20 protein-coding genes are annotated in these 23,116 nt (G+C 37.7%); 8 read left to right on the forward strand and 12 right to left on the reverse strand.

Annotated elements, in window-relative coordinates; all coding sequences use genetic code 11:
• Positions 1–97: 97 nt before the first annotated feature.
• From carB to KBP46_RS06360, 4 genes are all read right to left on the reverse strand, one after another.
• Positions 98–3,280 (reverse strand): carbamoyl-phosphate synthase large subunit, encoded by a 3,183-nt coding sequence (gene carB / locus KBP46_RS06345; protein WP_120230614.1) that lies wholly within the window; start codon positions 3,278–3,280, stop codon positions 98–100.
• 59 nt (positions 3,281–3,339) lie between these two features.
• Positions 3,340–3,693 carry a four helix bundle protein gene (locus KBP46_RS06350; protein WP_216445459.1) on the reverse strand — a complete coding sequence of 118 codons (354 nt, stop codon included), beginning with the start codon at positions 3,691–3,693 and terminating at the stop codon, positions 3,340–3,342.
• Between the two features lie 41 nt (positions 3,694–3,734).
• Positions 3,735–4,808, reverse strand: coding sequence for a carbamoyl phosphate synthase small subunit (locus KBP46_RS06355; RefSeq protein WP_062670679.1), 1,074 nt, complete (start codon positions 4,806–4,808; stop codon positions 3,735–3,737).
• 134 nt (positions 4,809–4,942) lie between these two features.
• The gene (locus KBP46_RS06360) at positions 4,943–5,833 is read right to left on the reverse strand and encodes an aspartate carbamoyltransferase catalytic subunit (protein WP_301285832.1); all 891 of its coding nucleotides are present in this window, start codon (positions 5,831–5,833) and stop codon (positions 4,943–4,945) included.
• A 239-nt stretch (positions 5,834–6,072) separates the two neighbouring features.
• Here KBP46_RS06360 and KBP46_RS06365 point away from each other — a divergent pair, with 239 nt between their 5' ends.
• A complete protein-coding gene (locus KBP46_RS06365) occupies positions 6,073–6,534 on the forward strand; it encodes an Lrp/AsnC family transcriptional regulator (RefSeq protein ID WP_034696246.1) in 462 nt (153 codons plus the stop codon).
• Between the two features lie 437 nt (positions 6,535–6,971).
• On the opposite strand, the gene argH is transcribed toward KBP46_RS06365, so the two are convergent.
• The 8 genes from argH to KBP46_RS06405 all read right to left on the reverse strand — a co-directional run bounded on the left by argH (position 6,972) and on the right by KBP46_RS06405 (position 15,571).
• On the reverse strand, positions 6,972–8,276 hold the full coding sequence (argH, locus tag KBP46_RS06370; protein WP_216444943.1) for an argininosuccinate lyase: 1,305 nt from the start codon (positions 8,274–8,276) through the stop codon (positions 6,972–6,974).
• A gap of 256 nt (positions 8,277–8,532) precedes the next feature.
• The gene (locus tag KBP46_RS06375) at positions 8,533–9,615 is read right to left on the reverse strand and encodes a M20 family metallo-hydrolase (protein ID WP_216444944.1); all 1,083 of its coding nucleotides are present in this window, start codon (positions 9,613–9,615) and stop codon (positions 8,533–8,535) included.
• Positions 9,590–10,384: an acetylglutamate kinase gene (gene argB, locus KBP46_RS06380; RefSeq protein ID WP_216444945.1), complete on the reverse strand. Its 795-nt coding sequence runs from the start codon at positions 10,382–10,384 to the stop codon at positions 9,590–9,592. The genes KBP46_RS06375 and argB overlap by 26 nt, the downstream gene beginning before the upstream one ends.
• Positions 10,385–10,450: 66 nt before the next feature.
• Positions 10,451–11,410 (reverse strand): N-acetylornithine carbamoyltransferase, encoded by a 960-nt coding sequence (locus tag KBP46_RS06385; protein ID WP_216444946.1) that lies wholly within the window; start codon positions 11,408–11,410, stop codon positions 10,451–10,453.
• An 85-nt stretch (positions 11,411–11,495) separates the two neighbouring features.
• The gene (locus KBP46_RS06390) at positions 11,496–12,635 is read right to left on the reverse strand and encodes an aspartate aminotransferase family protein (RefSeq protein WP_062670693.1); all 1,140 of its coding nucleotides are present in this window, start codon (positions 12,633–12,635) and stop codon (positions 11,496–11,498) included.
• Between the two features lie 84 nt (positions 12,636–12,719).
• Positions 12,720–13,685: an N-acetyl-gamma-glutamyl-phosphate reductase gene (gene argC, locus KBP46_RS06395; RefSeq protein ID WP_123277954.1), complete on the reverse strand. Its 966-nt coding sequence runs from the start codon at positions 13,683–13,685 to the stop codon at positions 12,720–12,722.
• Between the two features lie 52 nt (positions 13,686–13,737).
• The gene (argG, locus tag KBP46_RS06400; RefSeq protein WP_123277955.1) at positions 13,738–14,934 is read right to left on the reverse strand and encodes an argininosuccinate synthase; all 1,197 of its coding nucleotides are present in this window, start codon (positions 14,932–14,934) and stop codon (positions 13,738–13,740) included.
• On the reverse strand, positions 14,906–15,571 hold the full coding sequence (locus KBP46_RS06405) for a GNAT family N-acetyltransferase (protein WP_062670699.1): 666 nt from the start codon (positions 15,569–15,571) through the stop codon (positions 14,906–14,908). Before KBP46_RS06405 ends, argG begins: the two co-directional genes overlap by 29 nt.
• A 160-nt stretch (positions 15,572–15,731) precedes the next feature.
• On the opposite strand from KBP46_RS06405, the gene KBP46_RS06410 reads away from it, so the two are divergent.
• The 7 genes from KBP46_RS06410 to KBP46_RS06440 all read left to right on the forward strand — a co-directional run bounded on the left by KBP46_RS06410 (position 15,732) and on the right by KBP46_RS06440 (position 23,015).
• Positions 15,732–16,148 (forward strand): helix-turn-helix domain-containing protein, encoded by a 417-nt coding sequence (locus KBP46_RS06410; protein ID WP_062670701.1) that lies wholly within the window; start codon positions 15,732–15,734, stop codon positions 16,146–16,148.
• Between the two features lie 271 nt (positions 16,149–16,419).
• Entirely contained in the window at positions 16,420–17,799 is a 1,380-nt protein-coding gene (locus tag KBP46_RS06415; RefSeq protein ID WP_216444947.1) for a porin, read from the forward strand.
• 65 nt (positions 17,800–17,864) lie between these two features.
• On the forward strand, positions 17,865–19,445 hold the full coding sequence (locus KBP46_RS06420) for an MFS transporter (RefSeq protein ID WP_216444948.1): 1,581 nt from the start codon (positions 17,865–17,867) through the stop codon (positions 19,443–19,445).
• A 60-nt stretch (positions 19,446–19,505) separates the two neighbouring features.
• Positions 19,506–19,715 carry a DUF6814 family protein gene (locus tag KBP46_RS06425; RefSeq protein ID WP_216445461.1) on the forward strand — a complete coding sequence of 70 codons (210 nt, stop codon included), beginning with the start codon at positions 19,506–19,508 and terminating at the stop codon, positions 19,713–19,715.
• A 64-nt stretch (positions 19,716–19,779) separates the two neighbouring features.
• The gene (locus KBP46_RS06430; protein ID WP_216444949.1) at positions 19,780–20,142 is read left to right on the forward strand and encodes a GNAT family N-acetyltransferase; all 363 of its coding nucleotides are present in this window, start codon (positions 19,780–19,782) and stop codon (positions 20,140–20,142) included.
• A gap of 97 nt (positions 20,143–20,239) precedes the next feature.
• Positions 20,240–20,434: a hypothetical protein gene (locus KBP46_RS06435; protein WP_062670711.1), complete on the forward strand. Its 195-nt coding sequence runs from the start codon at positions 20,240–20,242 to the stop codon at positions 20,432–20,434.
• Positions 20,424–23,015, forward strand: coding sequence for a histidine kinase dimerization/phospho-acceptor domain-containing protein (locus tag KBP46_RS06440; RefSeq protein ID WP_253297228.1), 2,592 nt, complete (start codon positions 20,424–20,426; stop codon positions 23,013–23,015). The genes KBP46_RS06435 and KBP46_RS06440 overlap by 11 nt, the downstream gene beginning before the upstream one ends.
• The last annotated feature ends 101 nt before the right edge of the window (positions 23,016–23,116 follow it).

Consider the following 23,116-nt stretch of genomic DNA (forward strand, 5'->3'; position numbering starts at 1 on the left):
AATTACCCTTTTGTGGTATTATTTTAGTAGGTTTGAGCATAAAAAAACCTCATAGGTTTTTAAAATCTATGAGGTTTAGAATATTTATTTTTCGAAATTACATTGTCTCCATTTTGAAGCTCATGCTTTCGATTACTTTTAGAATTGCTTCTACCGTATCCATTGAAGTTAAACAAGGAACACCGTTTTCCACACTCATTCTTCTGATCTGGAATCCGTCTCTTTCTGCCTGCTTACCTTTTGTAGTGGTATTTACAACATACTGAACTTTTCCTTTCTGGATCAGGTCGATAAGATTTACACTTTCTTCTCCGATTTTGTATCCGATTTTGCAAGGGATTCCTTTTTCTTCGAAGAACTTCGCAGTACCTTCCGTAGCCCAGATTCTGAATCCGACTTCATGGAATCTTGCTGCAAGAGCTGCTGCTTCATCTTTATGCTTATCAGCTACTGTGAACAGGATAGATCCGTGCATAGGAACTTTTCTTCCCGCTGCTACCAATCCTTTGTAAAGTGCTTTTTCAAGGGTTGTATCTTTCCCCATAACTTCTCCTGTAGACTTCATTTCAGGGCCTAAAGAGATATCAACTTTCGTTAGTTTTGAGAAAGAGAATACCGGCACTTTTACAAATACTCCTTCTTTGTTTGGAACTAATCCGTTTTCGTATCCTAAATCTTTCAGTTTTTGTCCCAGAATTGCCTTTGTAGCAAGATTCGCCATTGGAACTTCCGTGATTTTAGATAAGAAAGGAACTGTTCTTGAAGAACGAGGGTTTACTTCGATTACATATACATTTCCTTCGAAAAGAACGTACTGGATATTCATTAATCCGATAACGTTTAATCCTTTTGCCAGTCTTTGTGTGTAGTCTACCAAAGTATCAATCTCGCTCTGAGATATATTCTGTGGAGGATATACCGCGATTGAGTCTCCGGAGTGAACCCCTGCTCTTTCGATGTGCTCCATAATTCCTGGAATCACTACCGTTTCACCGTCGCAGATGGCATCTACTTCAATTTCCTTTCCTACCATGTATTTGTCTACCAATACAGGGTGCTCAGGGCTTGCTTCTACTGCATTTTCCATGTAGTGAGCCAGTTCTGCTTCTGCGTATACAATTTCCATTGCTCTACCTCCAAGAACGTAGCTTGGACGTACCAATACCGGATATCCGATTTCGTTGGCAATTTTTATTGCTTCTTCTTTCGAAGTTGAAGTTCTTCCTTTTGGCTGAGGAATTCCAAGCTCCTGAAGTGCTTTTTCAAACTTATCTCTGTTTTCAGCTCTGTCAAGATCTTCCAGTGAAGTTCCTAAGATCTGTACTCCGTGAGCGGCTAGTTTATCGGCAAGGTTAATCGCTGTCTGCCCTCCGAACTGTACCACTACTCCTTTTGGTTTTTCAAGCTCGATGATGTTCATTACATCTTCTTCTGTAAGCGGCTCGAAGTAAAGTTTATCTGAAATTGAGAAGTCTGTAGAGACTGTCTCAGGGTTGTTGTTGATGATAATCGCTTCGTAACCCATTTCTTTGATTGCCCATACCGAGTGAACCGTTGCATAGTCAAATTCTACTCCCTGTCCGATTCTGATAGGCCCGGAACCTAGTACGATGATTTTTTCTTTATCTGAAACAACGCTTTCATTCTCTTCTTCGTAAGTTCCGTAGAAGTAAGGCGTTTCACTTTCAAATTCAGCGGCGCAGGTATCTACCATTTTGTACACCGGCATGATTCCGTTTTCTTTTCTGAAGTTGAAAACCTCACGCTCTTTTACATCCCAAAGAACTGCGATATTGATGTCTGCAAAGCCTAATCTCTTCGCTTCAATCAGGGTTTCTTTATCGAATTTGTTTTCAGCGATTACTTTTTCGAAGTCAACTAATTTTTTCAGTTTCCAGATGAAGAATTTATCGATTTTACTCCATTCTACAATCTGTTCCCAGTCGTATCCTCTTCTTAAAGCATCTCCGATAATGAATAATCTCTCATCATCACACACTCTGATTCTTCTTTCGATTTCTTCAGCAGTAAGAGCCTGAGCCTGCTTTGTTTTTAATCCTAAATGCTTGATTCCTGTTTCTAATGAGCGGATGGCTTTCTGTAAAGATTCTTCAAGGTTTCTTCCGATCGCCATTACTTCACCAGTTGCTTTCATCTGAGTGGAAAGTCTTCTGTCTGCTGTTTCGAATTTATCGAATGGGAATCTTGGGAATTTTGTTACCACATAGTCAAGAGCCGGCTCGAAACATGCGTATGTTTTTCCTGTTACCGGGTTCATGATTTCGTCCAGAGTCAATCCTACAGCGATCTTTGCAGCAATCTTTGCAATCGGATAACCTGTTGCTTTACTTGCTAATGCTGATGAACGGGAAACTCTCGGGTTTACTTCGATGATATAGTAATCGAATGAATGCGGATCTAAAGCTAACTGTACATTACATCCTCCTTCAATTCCTAATGCTCTGATGATTTTCAGGGAAGCATTTCTCAGCAGCTGATATTCTCTGTCTGAAAGCGTCTGAGAAGGCGCAACTACGATAGAGTCTCCTGTGTGAACACCTACCGGGTCTATATTTTCCATGTTACAAACTACAATGGCGTTGTCGTTTGCATCACGCATTACTTCGTATTCAATTTCTTTGAAACCTGCGATTGATTTTTCAATAAGACACTGTGTAACCGGGCTGTGTTTTAGTCCCAATTCAGCGATTTCTTTCAATTCAGCTTCTGTGGAAGCGATACCACCTCCGGTTCCTCCCATTGTAAAGGCAGGACGAACAATTACAGGATATCCGATTTCATCTGCAAAAGCAAGAGCTCCTTCAACCGTATTGACGATATCAGATTCCGGTACCGGCTCGTTCAGTTCTCTCATCAGCTCACGGAAAAGATCTCTGTCTTCTGCTCTGTTGATGGCAGAAAGTTTTGTTCCCAATACTTCCACTTTGCACTCTTCAAGAATTCCTGATTTCTCCAGTTCTACCGCCATGTTAAGACCTGTCTGGCCTCCAAGGGTTGGTAATAAAGCATCCGGACGTTCTTTTCTGATGATGTGGCTTACAAACTGTAATGAAATCGGCTCAATATATACTTTATCAGCGATTTCCACATCCGTCATGATCGTTGCAGGGTTTGAGTTGATCAAAATTACTTTGTAGCCTTCTTCTTTCAAAGACAAACAAGCCTGCGTTCCTGCGTAATCAAATTCAGCTGCCTGACCAATGATGATAGGTCCTGAACCGATTACTAAAATTGTTTTTATATCTGTACGTTTTGCCATTTTTCTTTTTTTAGATACAAGATGTTAGATGTCAGATTTCAGACTTCCAACAGGTTGTTTTACTTTTTTAAATTAGATTTGAATGTATAAATCATTCTTTGAATTTCATTTAGATTTGATATTAAACCATTAACTTTTTCTGCTTCAAGTAAATTTAATTCTCTAGTTAAAATTAACTGGGTCTGTAACTCAAAGGAGGATGCATTTGCTATTCCAAGAAAATGATAAAATTCTCTATCATTATTTCTTCCTGCACCTTCAGCTATATTTGAAGGAATAGAGATTACAGATCTTTTAATTTGAGAAATCAAACCAAACTTTTCATCTTTAGGTAACTCCGCACAAATGAGATAAACCTGTTTTGCAAGTTCAATAGATTTCTGCCAAAAGACCAATTTTTCAAAATTATGCATGATAAAGTCTGCTATCTGATGTCTAATATCTGAAGTCACTCTTATTTCTTAAAGTCCTCCATCATTTGAATGAACTCATCAAACAGGTAATTTGCATCTTCAGGACCCGGGCTTGCTTCAGGGTGATACTGAACGGAGAAACAAGGGTGGATTTTGTGTTTTAATCCTTCGTTTGTTCTGTCATTTAAGGCAATGTGTGTTTCGATAAGGTCTGTTCCTTTTAAACTTTCCTGATCAACAGCATACCCATGGTTTTGAGAAGTAATGGCTACTGTATTTTTCTCCAGATCCAATACCGGGTGGTTTCCTCCTCTGTGTCCGAATTTCAGCTTGAAAGTTTTCGCTCCACAAGCAAGACCAATTAACTGATGTCCTAAACAGATTCCGAAGATTGGAACTTTTCCTAATAATCCTCTGATCATATCTAAGGCGTGTGGTACATCTTCCGGGTCACCAGGACCGTTTGATAGCATGATACCGTCCGGATTCATCAATAGAATTTCTTCTGCAGTCGTGTCTTGAGAAACCACGATGATGTCACAGTTTCTTTGAGACAATTCTCTGATAATTCCCAGTTTTGCACCGAAATCTACTAAGACCACTTTGAAACCTCTGTTCGGGTTAGCGTAAGGTGTTTTTGTAGAAACCTCCTCTACCTGATTGGTTGGGAAAGTTGTTGATTTCAACTCAGAAGCTACAGCAGCTTCGTCAGCATCATCGTTTACAATTTTTCCTTTTACTACTCCATGGTTACGAAGAACTCTTGTCAGTCTTCTGGTGTCGATACCTGAAATTCCTGAAAGGTTTTTCTTTTTAAATAATTCATCTAAAGTAATCTGAGTACGGAAATTGGAAGGAAGATCGCACAGTTCTTTTACGATAAGCCCTTTAATTGCCGGCTCGATACTTTCATAATCATCACGGTTAATACCATAATTTCCGATAAGCGGATAGGTCATACAAACTATCTGACCACAGTATGATGGGTCAGAGATCAATTCCTGATACCCTGTCATTCCGGTATTGAAAACTACTTCCCCTGCAGTTTCCAATTCTGCTCCGAAACCTTCTCCATGAAACACTTCACCGGACTCCAGTATTAATTTTTTCTTCATTTTAAACTTTTATCTCTTATTATTTTATATGTCATTAACAGGTCGCCCCTACGCGGCTCTTTACCTTTTTACTTTTTACTTTTACTTTTTACTTTTTACTTTTTACTTTTACCCTGGCTCTTTTACCTTGGTTCTTATTTAAAAGTATACCCCTTACTTTCCAACGCTTCTTTCAAAATGGCCATTCTGGCGAAAACACCATTTTCCATTTGTTTAAAGACTCTTGATCTTTCACATTCTACAAGATCTGAATCTATCTCGACACCTCTGTTGATCGGAGCCGGATGCATGACGATTGCTTCTTTTTTCATGGACTGTTCTCTTTCTTTGGTCAGACCATATCTTTTATGGTACTCTGAAGCAGTGAAGCTCATTGCTGCATCGTGTCTTTCATGCTGGATTCTTAATAACATCAGAACATCCACTTCAGCGATCAGCTCATCCACTGACATATACGTTCCGTTGATCAAGGCTCCTTCATCAAACCATTGTTCCGGTCCTGAGAAGTATACTTTTGCTCCCAGTCTTCTTAATGCTTCTGCATTTGAATTGGCAACACGGCTGTGTTTTACATCTCCTACAATTCCCACCTTCAGTCCTTCAAACTTTCCGAATTCCTGATAAATGGTCATCAGATCCAGCATACACTGTGAAGGGTGGTTTCCTGTACCATCTCCTCCGTTGATTACCGGAATCTTAATATTTTTCAATTCCTCGAAGTATCTGTCTTTCTTATCACGGATCACTACAAGGTTCACTCCTATACTTTCAATGGTCTTTACAGTGTCATAAAGACTCTCACCTTTGTTTACCGAACTGTGTGATGCATCAAAAGGAACTACCTGAAGTCCTAGTTTTCTTTCCGCAAGATCGAAGCTTGTCTTCGTCCTTGTACTGTCTTCGAAGAAAAGGTTTGAGCAAAAAACTTCTCCTTCAATTTTAGCAGTTTTACCATTTGCAAAAGCCAGTGCTTCTGTCAGTATACTGTTGATTCTCTCGGTGCTTAGTTCTGTAATCGTAAACATAATTCTAATTTTTGGGCATAAAAAAAGCGAAGACAACAATCTTCGCTAATAACAATAAATATCGTAAAGGGCGCTTTCGCCCGGTAAATCTAATGATATAAATGCTTTTTTATTCATTAGGTGCAAAGATACAACAATTTCATGAACCTACAAAAATTATGTTTAAAATAAATTAAAAACTTCAGTCTTTCCTTATTCTCATTTAAAATTAATATTTTTGTTAGCACACAACTTTATTTATGGATTTAAAAGACAAAATGATTCTCAGTATTATTCAAGAAGATTCTACATTATCGGTTAAAGAAATTTCCGAAAAGATAGGTCTTACCTTTACTCCTACGTATGAGCGAATCAAACAACTGGAGAAGCAGGGCATCATTGAAAAATACGTAGGTCTTTTAAACCGTGAAAAACTGGGTCTGAATATCATCGTTTATTGCAATGTCCGTCTTAAGGAGCAATCCAAAAAAGTATTGGAGACCTTTGAGGACAACATTTCCAAATACGACGAAGTTCAGGAAATCACCAGCCTTTCCGGGGAATATGATTATATGCTGAAAATTATCGCGAAAGATATCAATTCCTATAATGAGTTTGCCGTAAGCGTAATTTCAAACCTTCCCAACATCGGACAATATCACAGTTCTATTGTACTTCACGAGGTGAAAAAATCCACCAAGTTTAAAATTGATCTGGAATAATCCCTCTTATTTTAAACTCATTATTCATTCCTATTTCAATTGCTGAAAATCTTTGATTTTCTTGCGCCTTAAAAGTAATATCTATTATACAATTCCTTGCACCTTTGTGTATACCAACAATTTTCATTTCTACTATCTTGTTTAGAAAACGCAAAGACGCAAAAGAAATTTATTAATTTTATGCTTTAAGGCGCAAAGATTTTATCTCCGATAAAATTTTATACAGCAGATTTAATCTCAATTTCCAACCATAGTCAGTTTAAAGATCAATCATCAAATTCAAAGAGCGGAGTAAAATCCAACCATTAAGATCACTTAAGCAGTTAAGATTTATTAAAGATTAAGGTTTCCACAAACGAAAAGACAGCAGGCTAAAATATTTTTAGAATTTCCACTGATTTTTGCCTAAGTTTTTGACGACCTTAATGGCTTAGATTCTAACCCAATAATTTATTTTTCAGTTTATTGAACTGATATTCTATTTTGTCCAGGCAAAGATTTCCGATACTTCCCTGGTGGGTATGTTCAAGGTTTCCAGGTTCAAATTCAAACTCATTATTTTCAATCTCCTGCCCTACTTTTACATAAGCATCACGGAAAGAACTTCCGCTTTTCACCTCTTCATTGATCTTTTCCACACTGAAAAGGTATTTGTATTTCTCGTCCTCCAGAATCCCGTCTTTTACCTTAACATTTGGTAAAGTATAGCTTAGGATCTCCAGACATTCTTTCAGGGAATCAATAGCCGGGAAAAGAATTTCTTTGGTCAACTGTACATCTCTGTGATATCCTGAAGGCAGATTGCTTGTCAAAAGAATCAACTCATTGGGAAGTGACTGAATTCTGTTGCATCGTGCGCGAACCAGCTCAAAGATATCCGGATTTTTTTTGTGCGGCATAATACTGCTTCCCGTAGTAAATTCTTTTGGAAAGCTGATAAAATCAAAATTCTGGCTTAGATACAAACATACATCATAAGCAAATTTCCCAAGTGTTCCAGCTAAAGTAGCCATTGCCATTGATAACATTTTTTCTGACTTTCCACGGGTCATCTGAGCATACACCGAATTATAGTTCATCGACTGGAAGCCTAGATTGTAAGTGGTACTTTCACGATTGATCGGGAAAGATGAACCATAACCAGCCGCTGATCCTAATGGGTTTTTATTAATGATGTTCTTTACTGAAAATAACATTTCCACGTCATCCAAAAGCGCTTCTGCATAAGCTCCAAACCACAATCCGAACGAGGAAGGCATTGCAATCTGCAAGTGAGTATATCCTGGAAGCAAAAAGTTTTTATGCTGATCTGCCAGTTGAATTAAAATCTGGAAAAACTCATCTGTAAGGGCTGTGATCTCACGGATTTCATCCAATAAATACAATTTGATATCCAGTAAAACCTGATCATTTCTTGATCTTGCCGTATGGATTTTCTTTCCTGTATCTCCTAATTTTTCAATTAAGATTGCTTCTACCTGAGAATGGATATCCTCAGCTTCTTTATCAATTTCAAAAGTCCCATCCTCAATTTGATTTAAGATACTATTTAAGACAGATAACATCTGTTCTGACTCTTCCTGAGTGATAATTCCGGTTTCTGCCAGCATCTTGCAATGGGCCATAGAGCCTTTTACGTCATATTTGGCTAAACGTTCATCAAAGTCAAGGTCTTTACCGACTGTAAAGTTATTGACTAGTATATTGGTGGCAAGGTCATCCTTCTGCCATATTTTTTTCATATTCTCTGATTTAAAATACTGATGGGTCTTGACAAGCCCGGCAAGGCAATCCTTATTACTATTAACTATAAAAAAACATTTCCTTATGTGAAGCTTTCATTCCTAATTTTCTTTTTTGCATAAATCTTTTAAAAACTAAACTTCATGCCTGCCGGACGGAGTCAAAACATATATTGAGTCGGAAGTCTGAGGCTGGAGGCTGGAAGCTAATAACACACTGCTATAACTTCCATCTTCCTACACCCATCTTCCATTCTTATAACACTTTTTCTAAAATTCTGATGTAGATTTCTATTCCTTCTTCTATTTCATGGATATAGATAAATTCATCTGCAGTATGAGAGCGCCTGCTGTCTCCAGGTCCCATTTTCACTGATGTACATGGAATAATCGCCTGATCTGAGGAAGTAGGTGAACCATAGGTGGTCCTTCCGATTTCAATTCCTGCTTTTACAAACGGATGATCCATTTCGATCTTGGAGGAATTCAGTCTGAACGATCTTGCCGTTAATGTAGATTTCATCTGAGATTGGATGATTTCAAATGCTTCCTGATTGGAATATTCATCCGTTACCCTAACATCCAGTGTGAAATTGCACGATTCCGGAACCACATTATGCTGTACTCCTGCATGGATTCCTGATAAAGTCACTTTAACTTCGCCCAGATATTCTGAAACCTTCGGAAATTTAAAGGAAAGAATATTCTGCAGATCCTGCATACATTTTACAATTGAGTTATCATCATTAGGATGAGCGGCGTGAGAAGGAGTACCTTTCATTTCTCCATCAATCACAAGAAGTCCTTTTTCTGCAATCGCCAGATTCATCTGCGTGGGTTCTCCTACAATGGCGAGTTCTATGTTGTGTAGCTGCGGAAACAGAGCCTCTATTCCATCAAATCCTGAAATCTCCTCCTCTGCCGTCAAAGCAATAACTAAATTATATTTTAAATCTTCTTTATTATAAAAATGTAAAAAAACCTGTGCCATAGAAACCAAAGAAGCTCCGGCATCATTACTTCCCAATCCAAATAATTTTCCATCTTTTTCAATAGGGACAAACGGATCCAGCGTGTAAGCTTTGTTTGGCTTTACCGTATCATGATGGGTATTCAGTAAAATAGAAGGTTTAAAGACATCAAAATGCTTATTTACCGCCCAGATATTATTTTTAAAACGTTTGGTAGGAATCTGGTGTTTTTTGAAAAAATTTTCAATTTCTACCGAAGTATTAAACTCATCTTTACTGAATGAAGGAATCTCAATCAAATTTTTAAGCAATCCGACCGCATTATTCAATAGCTCTTCTTTATTATAAACAGATTTCAGTTCCTGCATGATGATTTTCTATATGGTTTTTCAATTCTGTTTCTTTGATCAGAAACACTTTGTCTACATTATTTTTTATAGCTCCAAGAGCATTTTCAAGTTTGGGCAAAATCCCTTTGTGAAGTTTTCCTTCTTCTTTTAGTGTGGTAAAATCTTCTTCAGTTACACTTTTAATCACAGATTCAGGATCGTTTATATCTTTCAAAACACCTTCCTTATCAAAACAATACAACAGTTCAACTTCATATTTCTCAGAAAGAGCCTGCGCCATCACAGAAGCAATGGTATCTGCATTGGTATTGAAAAGATTTCCTTTTCTGTCGTGGGTAATCGCAGAAAATACAGGAACAAGATCCAGTTTGATGAGTTTTGAAACCAGCTTTCTGTTTACACTTTTCTTGGTAATATCCCCCACAAATCCAAAATCGATTTCAGGATGTTCTCTTTTCTTAGCTTTAATTAAATTTCCGTCTGCTCCTGAGAACCCTATGGCATTGCATCTTTTCTGCTGCAACTTTTCAACGATATTTTTATTGATTCCTCCCGCATATACCATCGTTACAATATCCAGTGTTTCTTTATCCGTAATCCTCCTTCCATTGATCATCTTTTGTTCGATACCCAGTTTATCAGCAAGCGTTGTTGCCAACTTGCCACCACCATGAACAAGGATTTTCTTTTCAGTAATTTCGGAAAACTGTTCTAAGAATTGGCTCAATAATTCCTCATCATCTATTAAAGCTCCGCCAATTTTTATGATGTATAACTTTTCTTTCATTGTAAACGTTTTGTGATCTTTTCTTTTTTCTATCCTTGTCAACGTTTTGAACCTTGACAAGGATTATTATTGGGCTTTCAATTCATCTAAAATTTCACTGAACACAGCCTGTGCGGAGAAAATACGGTTTTTTGCCTGCTGATAAATGATAGAATGATCTCCATCCATCACTTCATCACTCAGTTCCACATTACGGCGAACCGGTAGACAGTGCATTACTTTCGCATCATTGGTATGCGCTAGTTTTTCATTCGTAAGCATCCACTCACCCTTTACTTCAGGCATTGCTGCGTAGTCATCAAAAGAAGACCAGTTTTTCACATAGATAAAGTCTGCATCTTTCAATGCTTCATCCTGATCATGGATTACTTTCACATCTTTTGTGAAGTTTTTATCTAAATCATACCCTTCGGGGTTTGTAATCACTAACTCTACATCCATTTCCTGCATCCATTCTGCGAAAGAATTTCCAACGGCATGAGCAATAGGTTTGATATGCGGTGCCCAGGTTAATACCACTTTTGGTTTATGGTCTTTTTTCCAATTTTCTGTAATGGTGATGCAGTCTGCTAAACTTTGCAGTGGATGGCGGGTAGCTGATTCCAGAGAAATAACAGGTACTTTTGCATGCTTTTCAAACTGGCTTAGGATGCTTTCATTCACATCATCTTCTTTGCTCTTCATCCCTGCAAAACAACGTACCGCAATGATATCACAATATTGATTTAACACTTCGATAGCATCTTTGATATGTTCTACAGTGTCGCCGTTCATCACCGCTCCGTCAGCAAATTCAAGATTCCAGGCTTCCTGTGCTGCATTTAATGTCAACACATTTAAACCTAAATTTTGAGCTGCAATCTGACTGCTCAGACGGGTTCTCAAACTTGAGTTTAAAAATACAAGTCCGATTGTTTTTCCCTTTCCTTTTTGTGTTCCAGTAAGGGGGTCTGCTTTTATCTGTAAAGCTTTTTTTATGATTTCCTGTAAGTTTTCTACATCACTTACAGAGGTAAATTTTTTCATTTGGTATTTTCTATTTTTTTTCAATGGACAAATGGAATATCCATTTCATTTTAAAGTAATTTTAAAGATTTTGTTTTTAAATCCCTTAGATATTTTCCAATACCCCCTTCAGGGCACTGATGAAAAGATCTGTTTCCTCTTTTTTGATATTCAGTGCCGGAAGAATCCTTAAAACACTTTTATCATTAGAGTTTCCAGTGAAAATATGATGATCAAACAGTAATTCTTTCCTTACTTCTGAACAGTCTCTGTCGAGTTCTATTCCGATCATCAATCCTTTCCTTCGGATAGATTTAATATGTGGTAAATCTTTAATTTCATTTTCAATATACTCACCCATCTGTTGTGCATTTTCAAGAAGATTTTCATCTTTCATGACATCCAGCACAGCAATTGAAGCTGCACAAGCCAGATGATTTCCTCCAAATGTAGTTCCAAGCAAACCATTGCTTGCCTCGAATTTAGGATGGATTAAAACTCCGCCCACAGGGAAACCATTTCCCATTCCTTTAGCCGTAGTAATAATATCTGCTTCTACACCAAATTCCTGATGCGCAAAGAAATATCCGCTTCTCCCATACCCGGACTGCACTTCATCCAAAATAAGAACAGTATCATATTTTTCACATAATTCTTTGATTTTAGATAAAAATTCCGGTGTTGGAATCATAATTCCTCCTACTCCCTGAATTCCTTCGATGATTACGGATGAAATTTCATTTCCAAATTTTTCAAAGGTTTCTTCAAGCTCTTGTATATCATTCCATTCTGATTTGATGAATCTTTCAGAAAAATTAACCGGAGCTACAATTTTCGGATTATCAGTCACTGAAACCGCTGCAGAAGTTCTGCCGTGAAATGAGCCTGAAAAGTAAAGCACTTTGCTTTTTCCGTTATGAAATGAAGCCAGCTTCAATGCATTTTCATTGGCTTCTGCTCCAGAATTGCATAAGAAAAGGTTATAATCTTCATATCCTGAAAGCTTTCCTAATTTTTCTGCCAGTTCAGTCTGTAATTCATTCTGAACAGAATTGGAATAGAAAGAAATTTTTTCAAGCTGATCTTTCAGCTTATTCTGATAGTGTGGATGGTTGTGCCCGATAGAAATCACAGCATGACCTCCGTAAAAATCAAGATATTGTTCTCCTTTATCATCCCACAGAAAAGATCCCTGTGCTTTAACCGGATTTATGTTGAATAATGGATATACGTTGAATAAATTCATGTCTTTTTATAAATGATAATTGATAAATAATGAATGATGCGGGATTCGGGTTTCGAGTTCCCATACATCCATCTACTTTCTATATTAGAATGCTATCGGTTTCAGGTTTAATCCTGCATTTTCTTCCCAGTTCATAGCCAGATTCATATTCTGTACGGCCTGCCCCGAAGCACCTTTTAACAAATTGTCAATCGCTGAGTGAATAACGACAACATTTCCACTCTTTTCGATTTGAATCACACAGCGATTGGTATTGACAACCTGCTTTAAATCCACTGCCTTCCTGCTTACTGTAACAAAAGGCTCCTCTGCATAAAAATCCTGATACAAATGTTCTATTTCCTCCAGCTCCAGCTCCGTCTTCATGGTGGAACTTGTAAAAATCCCTCTTGCAAAATCTCCTCTCCAAGGAACAAAGTTCAGGTTTACTTCTTTATTATTGAATGCAATCAGCTGCTGCAAAATCTCATCCACATGTTGATGAGTTAATGTTTTATAGGCTGAAACATTATCATTTCTCCAGGTAAAATGAGTGGTTGCCTGCAGAGACTGCCCGGCTCCCGTAGAACCCGTAATCCCTGTGGTAAAGACCTCATTCAACACTCCTTTTTCCGCCAATGGCAGCAAAGCCAATTGAATGGCCGTAGCAAAACATCCCGGGTTCGCAATACTTTTAGCACCCACTAGTTGTTTTTTATTAATTTCCGGCAATCCGTAGATAAAATTTCTGTTTCCGAAATTTCCTTCTAAGCGGAAATCGTTTCCAAGATCAATCACCAGCGTTTCATCCTTGACAGGGTTCTGCGTTAACCAGTTTTGACTTTCTTTATGAGGAAGACATAGAAAAAGAACATCCACGTCTTCAGGCTTATCCGTCAAAACCATTTCACAAACTGTCGTTAAATCCGGGTACAGATCCGAAATTCTTGTTCCCGAATTCGAACGACTATATAAAAAACTCAATGTCACATGGGGATGAAAAGCCAGTAAGCGTATCAGCTCACTTCCTGTATAACCGTTGGCACCAATAATTCCTACTGTTTTCTTCATTTTAATTCTGACAGCATTTTGTTCTGCCTTTCACTACATCGTCCTTGCGGAACTAGTTGATATTTTGGTTAATCTGGTGGTATATATTTAAAGAATTGCTTACAATCTTCGTATATCCTTTTACATCTTCTCCCGTCCATGCTCTGTTCGCTTCTCCATAGCTTCCGAATTTGTCGGACATCAGATCATGATCAGATTCAATTCCGTTAAGAATAAATCTGTAAGGATGAAGGGTTACAAATACTTTCCCGGTTACTGTTTTCTGAGAATCTACCAAGAACGACTCAATATTTCTCATGACAGGATCTAAGAAAAGTGCTTCATGAAGCCAGTTTCCATACCAGTCGGATAACTGCGACTTCATCATTTGCTGATATTTTGAAAGCGTATGTTTTTCCAATAAATGATGCGCTTTGATAATCACCGATGCTGCTGCCGCTTCAAATCCTACTCGTCCTTTAATCCCAACAATGGTATCCCCTACGTGAATATCACGACCAATTCCATATGCTGAAGCCAGTTCTTCTATTTTTTGAATGGCGTATACTGAATGTTCAAAGCTTTCTCCATTGACTCCTACCACTTCTCCGTTTTTAAACTCGATCTCCAGCTCTGAAGGCTGAGTTTCTTTAATCTGGGATGGAAAAGCTTCTTCCGGCAGGTAATTTCTGGATGTCAGTGTTTCTTTACCGCCTACTGAAGTTCCCCAAAGTCCTTTATTGACAGAATATTGAGCTTTTTGAAATTCCATTTCATAACCGTGTTCTTTCAAAAACTCAATTTCTTCTTCACGGGACAAAGCCATATCACGAATTGGAGTAATAATTTCAATATTTGGACACATCACCTGGAAAATCAAGTCAAAACGAACCTGATCGTTCCCTGCTCCTGTACTTCCGTGAGCAATGGCATCTGCCTGTACTTCAATGGCATATTTTGCAATCTCCTGCGCCTGAATAGTACGTTCAGCACTTACCGATAGAGGATAGGTATTATTTTTCAATACATTCCCGAAAATCAAATATTTCACACATGAATTATAGTAATCTTCCTGAGCGTCTACGCACCTGTACTCTTTTACTCCAAGGTTTAAGGCTTTTCTTTCCAACTCTTTTTCTTCTTCTTTTGAAAAACCTCCGGTGTTTACAGTAACGGCATACACATCATACCCTAGTGTTTCACTAAGATATTTAGCACAGTAGGAAGTATCTAAACCTCCGCTAAACGCTAAGATGACTTTCTTTTTCATCTGGACTCTTTTTATTTTTATTAATGGTCACATGGAATTCATCAAAATCTTTCTGAATCATTCCATCATATTTATTTTCAGGCAGATTATTCACTACCTCCTCTTTTTTTTTATCGTTTTCCGGAACAAATAACATGGCTGTACAAAGACAGTTTTTACGTTCCTTCATCATTAAAATTTCATAGTTTACACAATTTTTGCAGCCGTTCCAGAATTCTTCATCCTGAGTCAGTTCAGAATAGATCACGGGTTTATATCCCAAATCACTATTTATTTTCATTACTGCCAAACCGGTTGTTAATCCAAACACTTTCGCATCCGGATATTTATCTCTAGATAACTGGAAAACTTTCTGCTTGATCTGAGTCGCTACTCCCCCGTTCCTGAATTTCGGTGACACAATCAGCCCCGAATTAGCCACAAACTTCCCATGTGACCAGGTCTCTATATAACAGAAACCTACCCACTCTCCGTTTTCAGTGGCTACCACAGCATTGCCTTCTGAAATCTTTTTACTCAAATATTCTATAGAACGTTTTGCGATACCCGTTCCTCTGCGCTGTGCAGAATCGTACATTTCCTGCTGTATTTCACTCACATACATTAGATGTTCGCATGAGGAAATTTCTATTTCCATTTATTTATCTAATTTTTTTGGCAAATTTAAAATATAATTTCTTTTAAATCCAAATTAAAAAGATATTTTTTTTGTTTTAAAATTTTAAGCAGGTAAAATTATCTTTACACAAAAATGTACATTTGCTAATTTATTATATATTTGCTAAAATAATATAGTTATGGAAAACACCTGTCCTAAATGCAAGAGTATCAAAGTAGTAAAAAGCGGTATCATCAACAATAAACAACGCTTCCACTGCAAAGACTGCAACTATTATTTTACCGTTAAAAAACTGGGAAAGCAAATAGATGATTACTATGTAACCAAAGCTCTTCAGCTTTATCTGGAAGGCTTAAGTTATCGTGAAATTGAAAGAATTATCGGTGTTTCCCATGTTACCATAAGCTCATGGATTAAAAAATACAATATCACAAGGCCGCCCCATTCTGAATTCCATCCTGTTTATAAGATACTAAAGCAAAGCGAACTGATTGAGTATATCGCTCAGGAAGAGAATATTAAAAACTCCGGAATTATCATCACACAATTTGCCGATAAATATATGCTGATTAAGTGGGAACGGTTTAAAAAGTAGCGCGGGTTTCGGGATGTGGGTTTCGCGGGATGCGAGTCATGAAGTTTTAAAACCGAGGTGAAAATACTCTTACAAAAAAACTGTATATCAAATATTTAAAAAATTATAATTTTAAAATCTTAAACCCCAAACCTCGAACCCCGCATCACGAAAATCAAATTCTACTAAATATTAACTATACTATTACCACTAATATATATTAAATTTTCATAAATAAATTATTAATTACAATTTGGCATTCACAAAAAACAACGCCAAAAATTGATAATTTATGAAGAAATTACTTACATTCATTGGATTAGCTTTAATCAGCAGTTCCTTATATTCACAAGGCTCTCCTGATTATGGCAGTGGCTTAAAACTTAACCTCAACCAAAACGGGGATAAATTCGTCAGATTTATTTTATGGGACCAGTTTTGGGTAAGAAATACATCTATGAACCCCGGAACCATGGTAGGCAGTGAACCTGCTGACAACTCATGGAGTCTGGGAAACAGAAGGTTACGTGCATTAACATACGCACAGATCTCTAAGAGATATATGATCCTGCTCCATTTCGGAATTAATAATCAGACTTTCATCAATGGCGGCGCTTCAGGCACCTCAGGAACAGGAGGTTATGGAAACGGAAAGAAAACCCAGCTGTTCTTTCATGATGCCTGGAACGAATATGCAGTTATTTTACCTGGAGAAGCGGGAAAATTCAGTTTAACTTTAGGGGCCGGACTACACTACTATATGGGACTTTCCCGTATGACCATGGCTTCGACGCTTAACTTCCTTACATTAGATTCTCCTGTTTTCTCATGGCCTTTGATTGATAATTCAGATCAGTTTGCAAGACAGCTTGGAATGTTTGCCAAAGGAAAGTACGGAAAACTGGAATATCGTTTCAGTTTAAATAAACCTTTCGCCACAGATCTTGTTCCTGTGAATGTAACAGATCCTTCAAAAGCAGTCGCTGTTGATAATAACGGAAATCCCAGTTTTTCAAAAGCAGGGTATGTTGAATATCAGTTCCTTGATGAAGAATCCAACACACTTCCTTTTAAAGTTGGATCTTACCTGGGAACAAAGAAAGTCTTCAATATAGGTGCCGGTTTTTATCATCAGGCTGACGGAACAAGAACTTCTGTCAATTCAAACATTGAAAAACATGATATTACCCTTTTTGCTGTAGATGCGTTTGCAGATATTCCTTTGGGTGAGGCAAAAAATAAAATGGCCGTTTCTGCCTATGCCGGATATTATAATTACAATTTCGGACCGAACTATGTAAGAAATCTGGGAACCATGAATATTGGCGCTTCTGATCCTAATTTTATAGGGAATAAAGCCATTGCAGGACCAGGAAATCTACAGCCAACCATTGGAACAGGTAATATTATCTACGCCCAGGCAGGTTTACTATTACCGAGTCAGGCAGAAAAGCCAAAAATCAGAATACAGCCTTTTGCTGCTTATACTCGTAAAAGTTTTGAGGCTTTTGATAAATCTTCATCTCAGTTCGATGTTGGAGCCAATTGGTTTATAGACGGACATCACGCAAAAATAACGACACAGTATTCCACAAGGCCTGTTTATACAAATCCTACGGAAAGTCCTTCTTCTAAAGGAGAATTTATTGTACAGTTTCAGATCTACCTGTAAGGTTTTAATGGTTCAAAAAAATTATAATTAACATCCTATTCCACTAACATCAAAAACTAATCAATATGAGCGAAAATCATCACGAAAGCTACGAAAATATGACCGACAGGCAGAAAAACCGCACCATCTGGAGTGTGATCACTGCCTCATCTCTCGGAACATTGATAGAATGGTATGACTTCTATATCTTTGGAAGTCTGGCCGTTGTTTTAGCGACCAAATTTTTCCCTGCGGATAATCCTACTGCCGCATTTTTATCTACCCTGGCTACTTTTGCTGCCGGATTTGTAGTAAGACCTTTCGGGGCATTATTTTTCGGGAGACTGGGAGATCTTATCGGAAGAAAATATACTTTCCTGGTTACGTTACTGATTATGGGATTTTCCACTTTCCTGATCGGATGTATTCCAAGTTATGAAACCATTGGATTTCTGGCGCCGGTTTTGGTTTTAATTTTAAGATTACTTCAGGGGCTTGCTTTAGGAGGTGAATACGGAGGTGCTGCCACGTATGTCGCAGAATACGCACAACCTCATCGCCGCGGATACTGGACCTCCTGGATCCAGACTACAGCAACAGCCGGACTTTTCATTTCATTAATTGTTATTCTGATCACCAAGACCACTCTTTCTGCAGAAGAATTTGATACGTGGGGATGGAGAGTTCCATTCTGGATTTCTATTCTGATGGTTGCTGTATCTTACATTATCAGAAAGAACATGAAAGAATCTCCCCTTTTTGCGAAAGCCAAAAGCGAGGGAAAAACGTCCAAAAACCCTTTAAAGGAAAGTTTCGGAAACAAATACAATTTCAAATTTGTACTATTGGCTTTATTCGGGGCTGCGATGGGGCAAGGTGTAATCTGGTATACAGGACAATTCTATGCCATGAGTTTCCTTCAAAAGGTCATGAATGTAGAATCGGCGCAGGTAGATTCATTGATGGCTACGGCTTTATTTTTAGGAACACCCTTCTTTGTATTCTTTGGATGGCTTTCTGACAAAATCGGCAGAAAAGCAGTGATGATGACCGGAATGCTGATCGCTATTTTAGCGTACAGACCTATTTACGACAGCATGTTTAAAAGTGTAAACCTAGAAAACAAAACGATTGCAGCCAATGGAATTACAGAAAAAAGAACGGCTAAAATCCACAATGATATTGCGACAGACAGCCTGGTGACTTTTCACAAAGAAACACTTTATACAGACGGAACTTTAATTAAAAAAGACAGCGTAGTTCATTGGTCACCTTCAGGGATTGTTATGAAAGACGGAAAACCGGAAGAAGCCAAAGTTTCTCAAAGTTTAAAATTAAGTGACAACACCAAATGGTACCTGGTATTCCTTGTTTTCATCCAGGTGATCTTTGTAACGATGGTTTACGGACCTATCGCTGCCTTCCTTGTTGAAATGTTCCCTGTGAGAATCCGTTACACCTCAATGTCATTACCTTATCATATTGGAAACGGGGTATTTGGAGGACTTCTTCCAGCGGTAGCTACTTATCTGGTGACTACAGGAAAAGAAGCAGGACATGCAACATGGTATCTGGAAGGACTCTGGTACCCGATTGGAGTCGCTGCCGTATGTTTGATCATCGGATTATTTTATCTTAAAAATAAGAACAATAATCTTCACGATTAGGTACTGAATCACTCAAATTTTTATTAATTTTAAAACTACTAAAATGAACGGACTAAAAAAATATTAGGCATTCTCTGGATCGCAATAGCAGTAATTGTGGGTTACTTCGGAATTACCGTACTGGGAATCCCGAAAATAACTTCCGGAAAACAGGAAGATCTGGTTTTTGGCATCATCATTCTTTTTGTACTGATGCCGATTATCTCAGGCGGAATGGCAGTTTTCGGTTATTACGCCTTAAAAGGAGAATATTCTGACGATAAAATTTAAAAGCAAAAAACAGATCATTGATGAATGCGGCATTCATCAATGATCTGTTATCAATTATAAAAAAATGGATATCACGATTAAAGCAATTCCCCGTCCTTCTCAGGATAAGAACGTTATTGACCTCATCTGCAGATTAAATACTTCTCTTATTACAATCTCTGGTGAGAGTGGAAGCAAAAGTGCAGACCTTGATGACTTTTCTCAGGAGAAAGCTTTGTTCCTCATTGCTGTAAGTGATGAAAAACCCATAGCCTGTGGAGGTTTTCGCCCCCTTTCACCAGAAATATGTGAAATTAAACGCATGTTCTCCCTGGAAAAAAACATAGGCCTAGGCGGAAAGATTCTCTCAGCGTTAGAAAAAGCCGCAAAACAATTTGACTATAAATACATCTATCTGGAAACCCGTAAAAAAATGACAATGCCGTAAAGTTTTATCTGAAAAACGAATATAAGGTCATTGAAAATTATGGAATTTACATCGGACGTGAAGAAGCGATATGCTTCAGTAAGGAAATAAAATAATTATGAAAAAAAGACACGAACAAAAACTTATCATACTGAGCGTAGGGCTTATGATTGCTTTCAGCATTCCTATTTCACTTCTTTTCAATAGTGACAGGGAAGTTTTGGGCTATCCTATGATCCTTATTTATCTGTTCGTGGTCTGGATGATTTCCATTGTGATTTCTTTTGTAATTGTAAAAAGACATGATGAGTAGTTTCGCATTATTTTTTGTCGTTCTGTTTTATCTGGCCCTCCTTTTCTTAGTTGCCTACCTGGCAGAGAAGAAAAGAAGCAAGCTTTGGATCAATAATCCATACATCTATGCTTTATCTCTTGCTGTATATTGTACTGCCTGGACGTATTATGGAAGTATCGGTGTGGCAGCGACAAGCGGATTAAACTATTTGCCAATTTACATTGGACCTATTATGATTATTCCGGCATGGATCTATATCAATACCCGGATTGTAAGAATTTCAAGGGTCAACAAAATAAGCAGCCTGGCCGATTTCATTTCATTGAGATACGGGAACAGCAGAAGCCTGAGTGCCATTATCACGATAGTCTGCCTTCTGGCGATAGTTCCTTATATCGGGTTGCAGATTAAAGCCATTTCTGAAACCTTCCATCTGGTAACTGAAACTCCGATGTCAAAAGATATCCTGACTGATAATGCAACTTTCGTGGTAATTTTAATCGCTTTATTTTCTTCTTATTATGGAACACGATATGTGGATGCTTCAGAAAAACGGCTTGGAATTATCTCCGCCATTGCTCTGGAAAGTTTTTTAAAGCTGTTTTTCATTATCATTCTCGGATTTTTCGTTATTTATTATGTTTTTGATGGTTTCTCAGATATTTATGAGAAAGCCAGTAAATTTGAAGATTTTAAAGAAAAAAACACCTTCAACGGAATTGAAGGTGCCCTGAACTGGATGGTTCTCTGCATGATTTCCGCAACAGCGATCTGCATTCTCCCAAGACAGTTCCACACTGCTATTGTTGAAAACAGGCAGGAAAAGCACATCAGAACAGCTATTTGGTTTTTTCCGCTTTACCTTCTAATCTTTACTGTATTTATTTTCCCGATTGCCTGGGGAGGAAGATTAATTTTTGACGGACAGAAAGTAAATCCTGAGTTCTACTCTATTCTGATTCCACAGCATTTCGACAATACTTTGATCACAGTATTCGTCTTTCTTGGAGGATTGAGCTCATGTATTTCCATGATCATTATCTCTGCCATTACTTTATCCATCATGCTTTCCAACAATCTCATCATTCCATACGGATTGCTGGGAAAATTAAAATCTGAAAGCGAGGAGCAAAATACAAGAATCATCACCAATATCAGGAAGTTCAGTATTTTCGCATTGATCATTATGGCTTTTGCCTTCTACAAGTATTTCATTTTGAAAACTTCCCTGGATTCGGTAGGATTAATCTCATTTGTCGTGATTGCACAGCTGGCACCTGCATTTTTCGGAGCTTTATTCTGGAGAAGAGGAAGCTATAAAGGTGCTGTTACAGGACTTTTAGCCGGATTGGTAATATGCTATTTCGGGCTGATTATTCCCCAGTATTATTTTTCGTACAATCAGGAATTTAAAGGGGTCTTGAGGGATATGTATAATGCTTTCGGTTTTTTTACCATTCCTTATTTAGGAAGAATTCCACAGATCTTTTTCTGGTCGATGCTGGTCAATACAAGCCTGTTTACAATTGTTTCCGTAAGTTCAAAAGGAAATTACCGTGAAAGAAACTTTGCTGAGCTTTACGTAGACATCGATAAGTACATTCAGAATCACGAAAATGCTTTTATCTGGCGAGGAACAGCCTATATTTCTGATATTCAGAATATTCTGGAACGTTTCTTAGGTAAGAATAAAACGGAACAGGCCTTAAGGATTTTTAATTTAAAATATAACATCGACTCCAATACTGAGACAGCCGATTCAAGGTTTATCAAATTCTCAGAAAACCTTTTGGCCGGAAGAATCGGTACAGCTTCCGCAAAAATATTGATTGAAGGAGTAACCAAGGAAGATAAAATATCTTTAAAAGAAGTTTTAAATATTCTCGAAGAATCTCAGGAAAATATCAGCTTAAATAAAAAGCTTACCGAACAGTCTGCAGAACTTCAGAAACTATCTAATGATCTGAGGACTGCCAATGAAAGTCTGATTATTAAAGACCGCCAAAAAGACGATTTTCTGGATTCTGTCGCTCACGAGCTAAGAACTCCGATTACGGCCATCCGTTCAGCAGGAGAAATTTTAGCGGATGACGATGATATCCCTTTTGACATCAAACAGGAGTTTTTAAACAACATCATCACAGAATCCGACAGATTAAGCGAAATCATCAATGATATTCTTTATCTGGATAAATTGCAGCATGGTGAAATCTCTCTGCATATTCAGGAAAACAATATTGTTGACACGTATAAAAAAGCATTGAATCCGCTTCTTCACCTGATACAGCAGAAAAATATTCATTTGAGTGAAGTTAATCTCCTGAATCAGTCTATATTTGAATATGATGAAGCAAGAATGATTCAGCTGTTTCAGAATATCTGGGGAAACGCTTTAAAATTTACGGAAGAACACGGCACCATTCAGACCAAATTGTTTGAAAAAGATCAGCAGCTGATCATTACCATCTTCAATACCGGAAAGCATATTCCGGAAGAGGATCTGGAAATGATTTTTGATAAATTTTATCAATCGAAAAACCAAAACATATTAAAGCCTACAGGAAGCGGACTGGGATTGGCCATTTCCAAAAAATTGTAGAGGCACACGGAGGAAGTATAAAAGCAGAAAACAGCGGGCTGGGCGTAACTTTCACCATCAACATTCCCAAAAAAACTAAAAAAGAGATTACAGATGAAGTT

The sequence above is a fragment of the Chryseobacterium sp. PCH239 genome (assembly GCF_018924625.1).
Taxonomy (GTDB): Bacteria; Bacteroidota; Bacteroidia; order Flavobacteriales; family Weeksellaceae; genus Chryseobacterium; species Chryseobacterium cucumeris.

Coding starts and splice junctions, on each gene's coding strand:
- carB (WP_120230614.1), bottom strand. CDS start 3,280: ATGGCAAAACGTACAGATATAAAAACAATTTTAGTAATCGGTTCAGGA.
- KBP46_RS06355 (WP_062670679.1), bottom strand. CDS start 4,808: ATGAAGAAAAAATTAATACTGGAGTCCGGTGAAGTGTTTCATGGAGAA.
- argH (WP_216444943.1), bottom strand. CDS start 8,276: ATGAAAAAAATATGGCAGAAGGATGACCTTGCCACCAATATACTAGTC.
- KBP46_RS06375 (WP_216444944.1), bottom strand. CDS start 9,615: ATGCAGGAACTGAAATCTGTTTATAATAAAGAAGAGCTATTGAATAAT.
- KBP46_RS06350 (WP_216445459.1), bottom strand. CDS start 3,693: ATGCATAATTTTGAAAAATTGGTCTTTTGGCAGAAATCTATTGAACTT.
- KBP46_RS06430 (WP_216444949.1), top strand. CDS start 19,780: ATGGATATCACGATTAAAGCAATTCCCCGTCCTTCTCAGGATAAGAAC.
- KBP46_RS06410 (WP_062670701.1), top strand. CDS start 15,732: ATGGAAAACACCTGTCCTAAATGCAAGAGTATCAAAGTAGTAAAAAGC.
- KBP46_RS06365 (WP_034696246.1), top strand. CDS start 6,073: ATGGATTTAAAAGACAAAATGATTCTCAGTATTATTCAAGAAGATTCT.
- KBP46_RS06360 (WP_301285832.1), bottom strand. CDS start 5,833: ATGTTTACGATTACAGAACTAAGCACCGAGAGAATCAACAGTATACTG.
- KBP46_RS06440 (WP_253297228.1), top strand. CDS start 20,424: ATGATGAGTAGTTTCGCATTATTTTTTGTCGTTCTGTTTTATCTGGCC.
- KBP46_RS06390 (WP_062670693.1), bottom strand. CDS start 12,635: ATGAATTTATTCAACGTATATCCATTATTCAACATAAATCCGGTTAAA.
- KBP46_RS06405 (WP_062670699.1), bottom strand. CDS start 15,571: ATGGAAATAGAAATTTCCTCATGCGAACATCTAATGTATGTGAGTGAA.
- argG (WP_123277955.1), bottom strand. CDS start 14,934: ATGAAAAAGAAAGTCATCTTAGCGTTTAGCGGAGGTTTAGATACTTCC.
- KBP46_RS06435 (WP_062670711.1), top strand. CDS start 20,240: ATGAAAAAAAGACACGAACAAAAACTTATCATACTGAGCGTAGGGCTT.
- KBP46_RS06385 (WP_216444946.1), bottom strand. CDS start 11,410: ATGAAAAAATTTACCTCTGTAAGTGATGTAGAAAACTTACAGGAAATC.
- KBP46_RS06420 (WP_216444948.1), top strand. CDS start 17,865: ATGAGCGAAAATCATCACGAAAGCTACGAAAATATGACCGACAGGCAG.
- argC (WP_123277954.1), bottom strand. CDS start 13,685: ATGAAGAAAACAGTAGGAATTATTGGTGCCAACGGTTATACAGGAAGT.
- argB (WP_216444945.1), bottom strand. CDS start 10,384: ATGAAAGAAAAGTTATACATCATAAAAATTGGCGGAGCTTTAATAGAT.
- KBP46_RS06415 (WP_216444947.1), top strand. CDS start 16,420: ATGAAGAAATTACTTACATTCATTGGATTAGCTTTAATCAGCAGTTCC.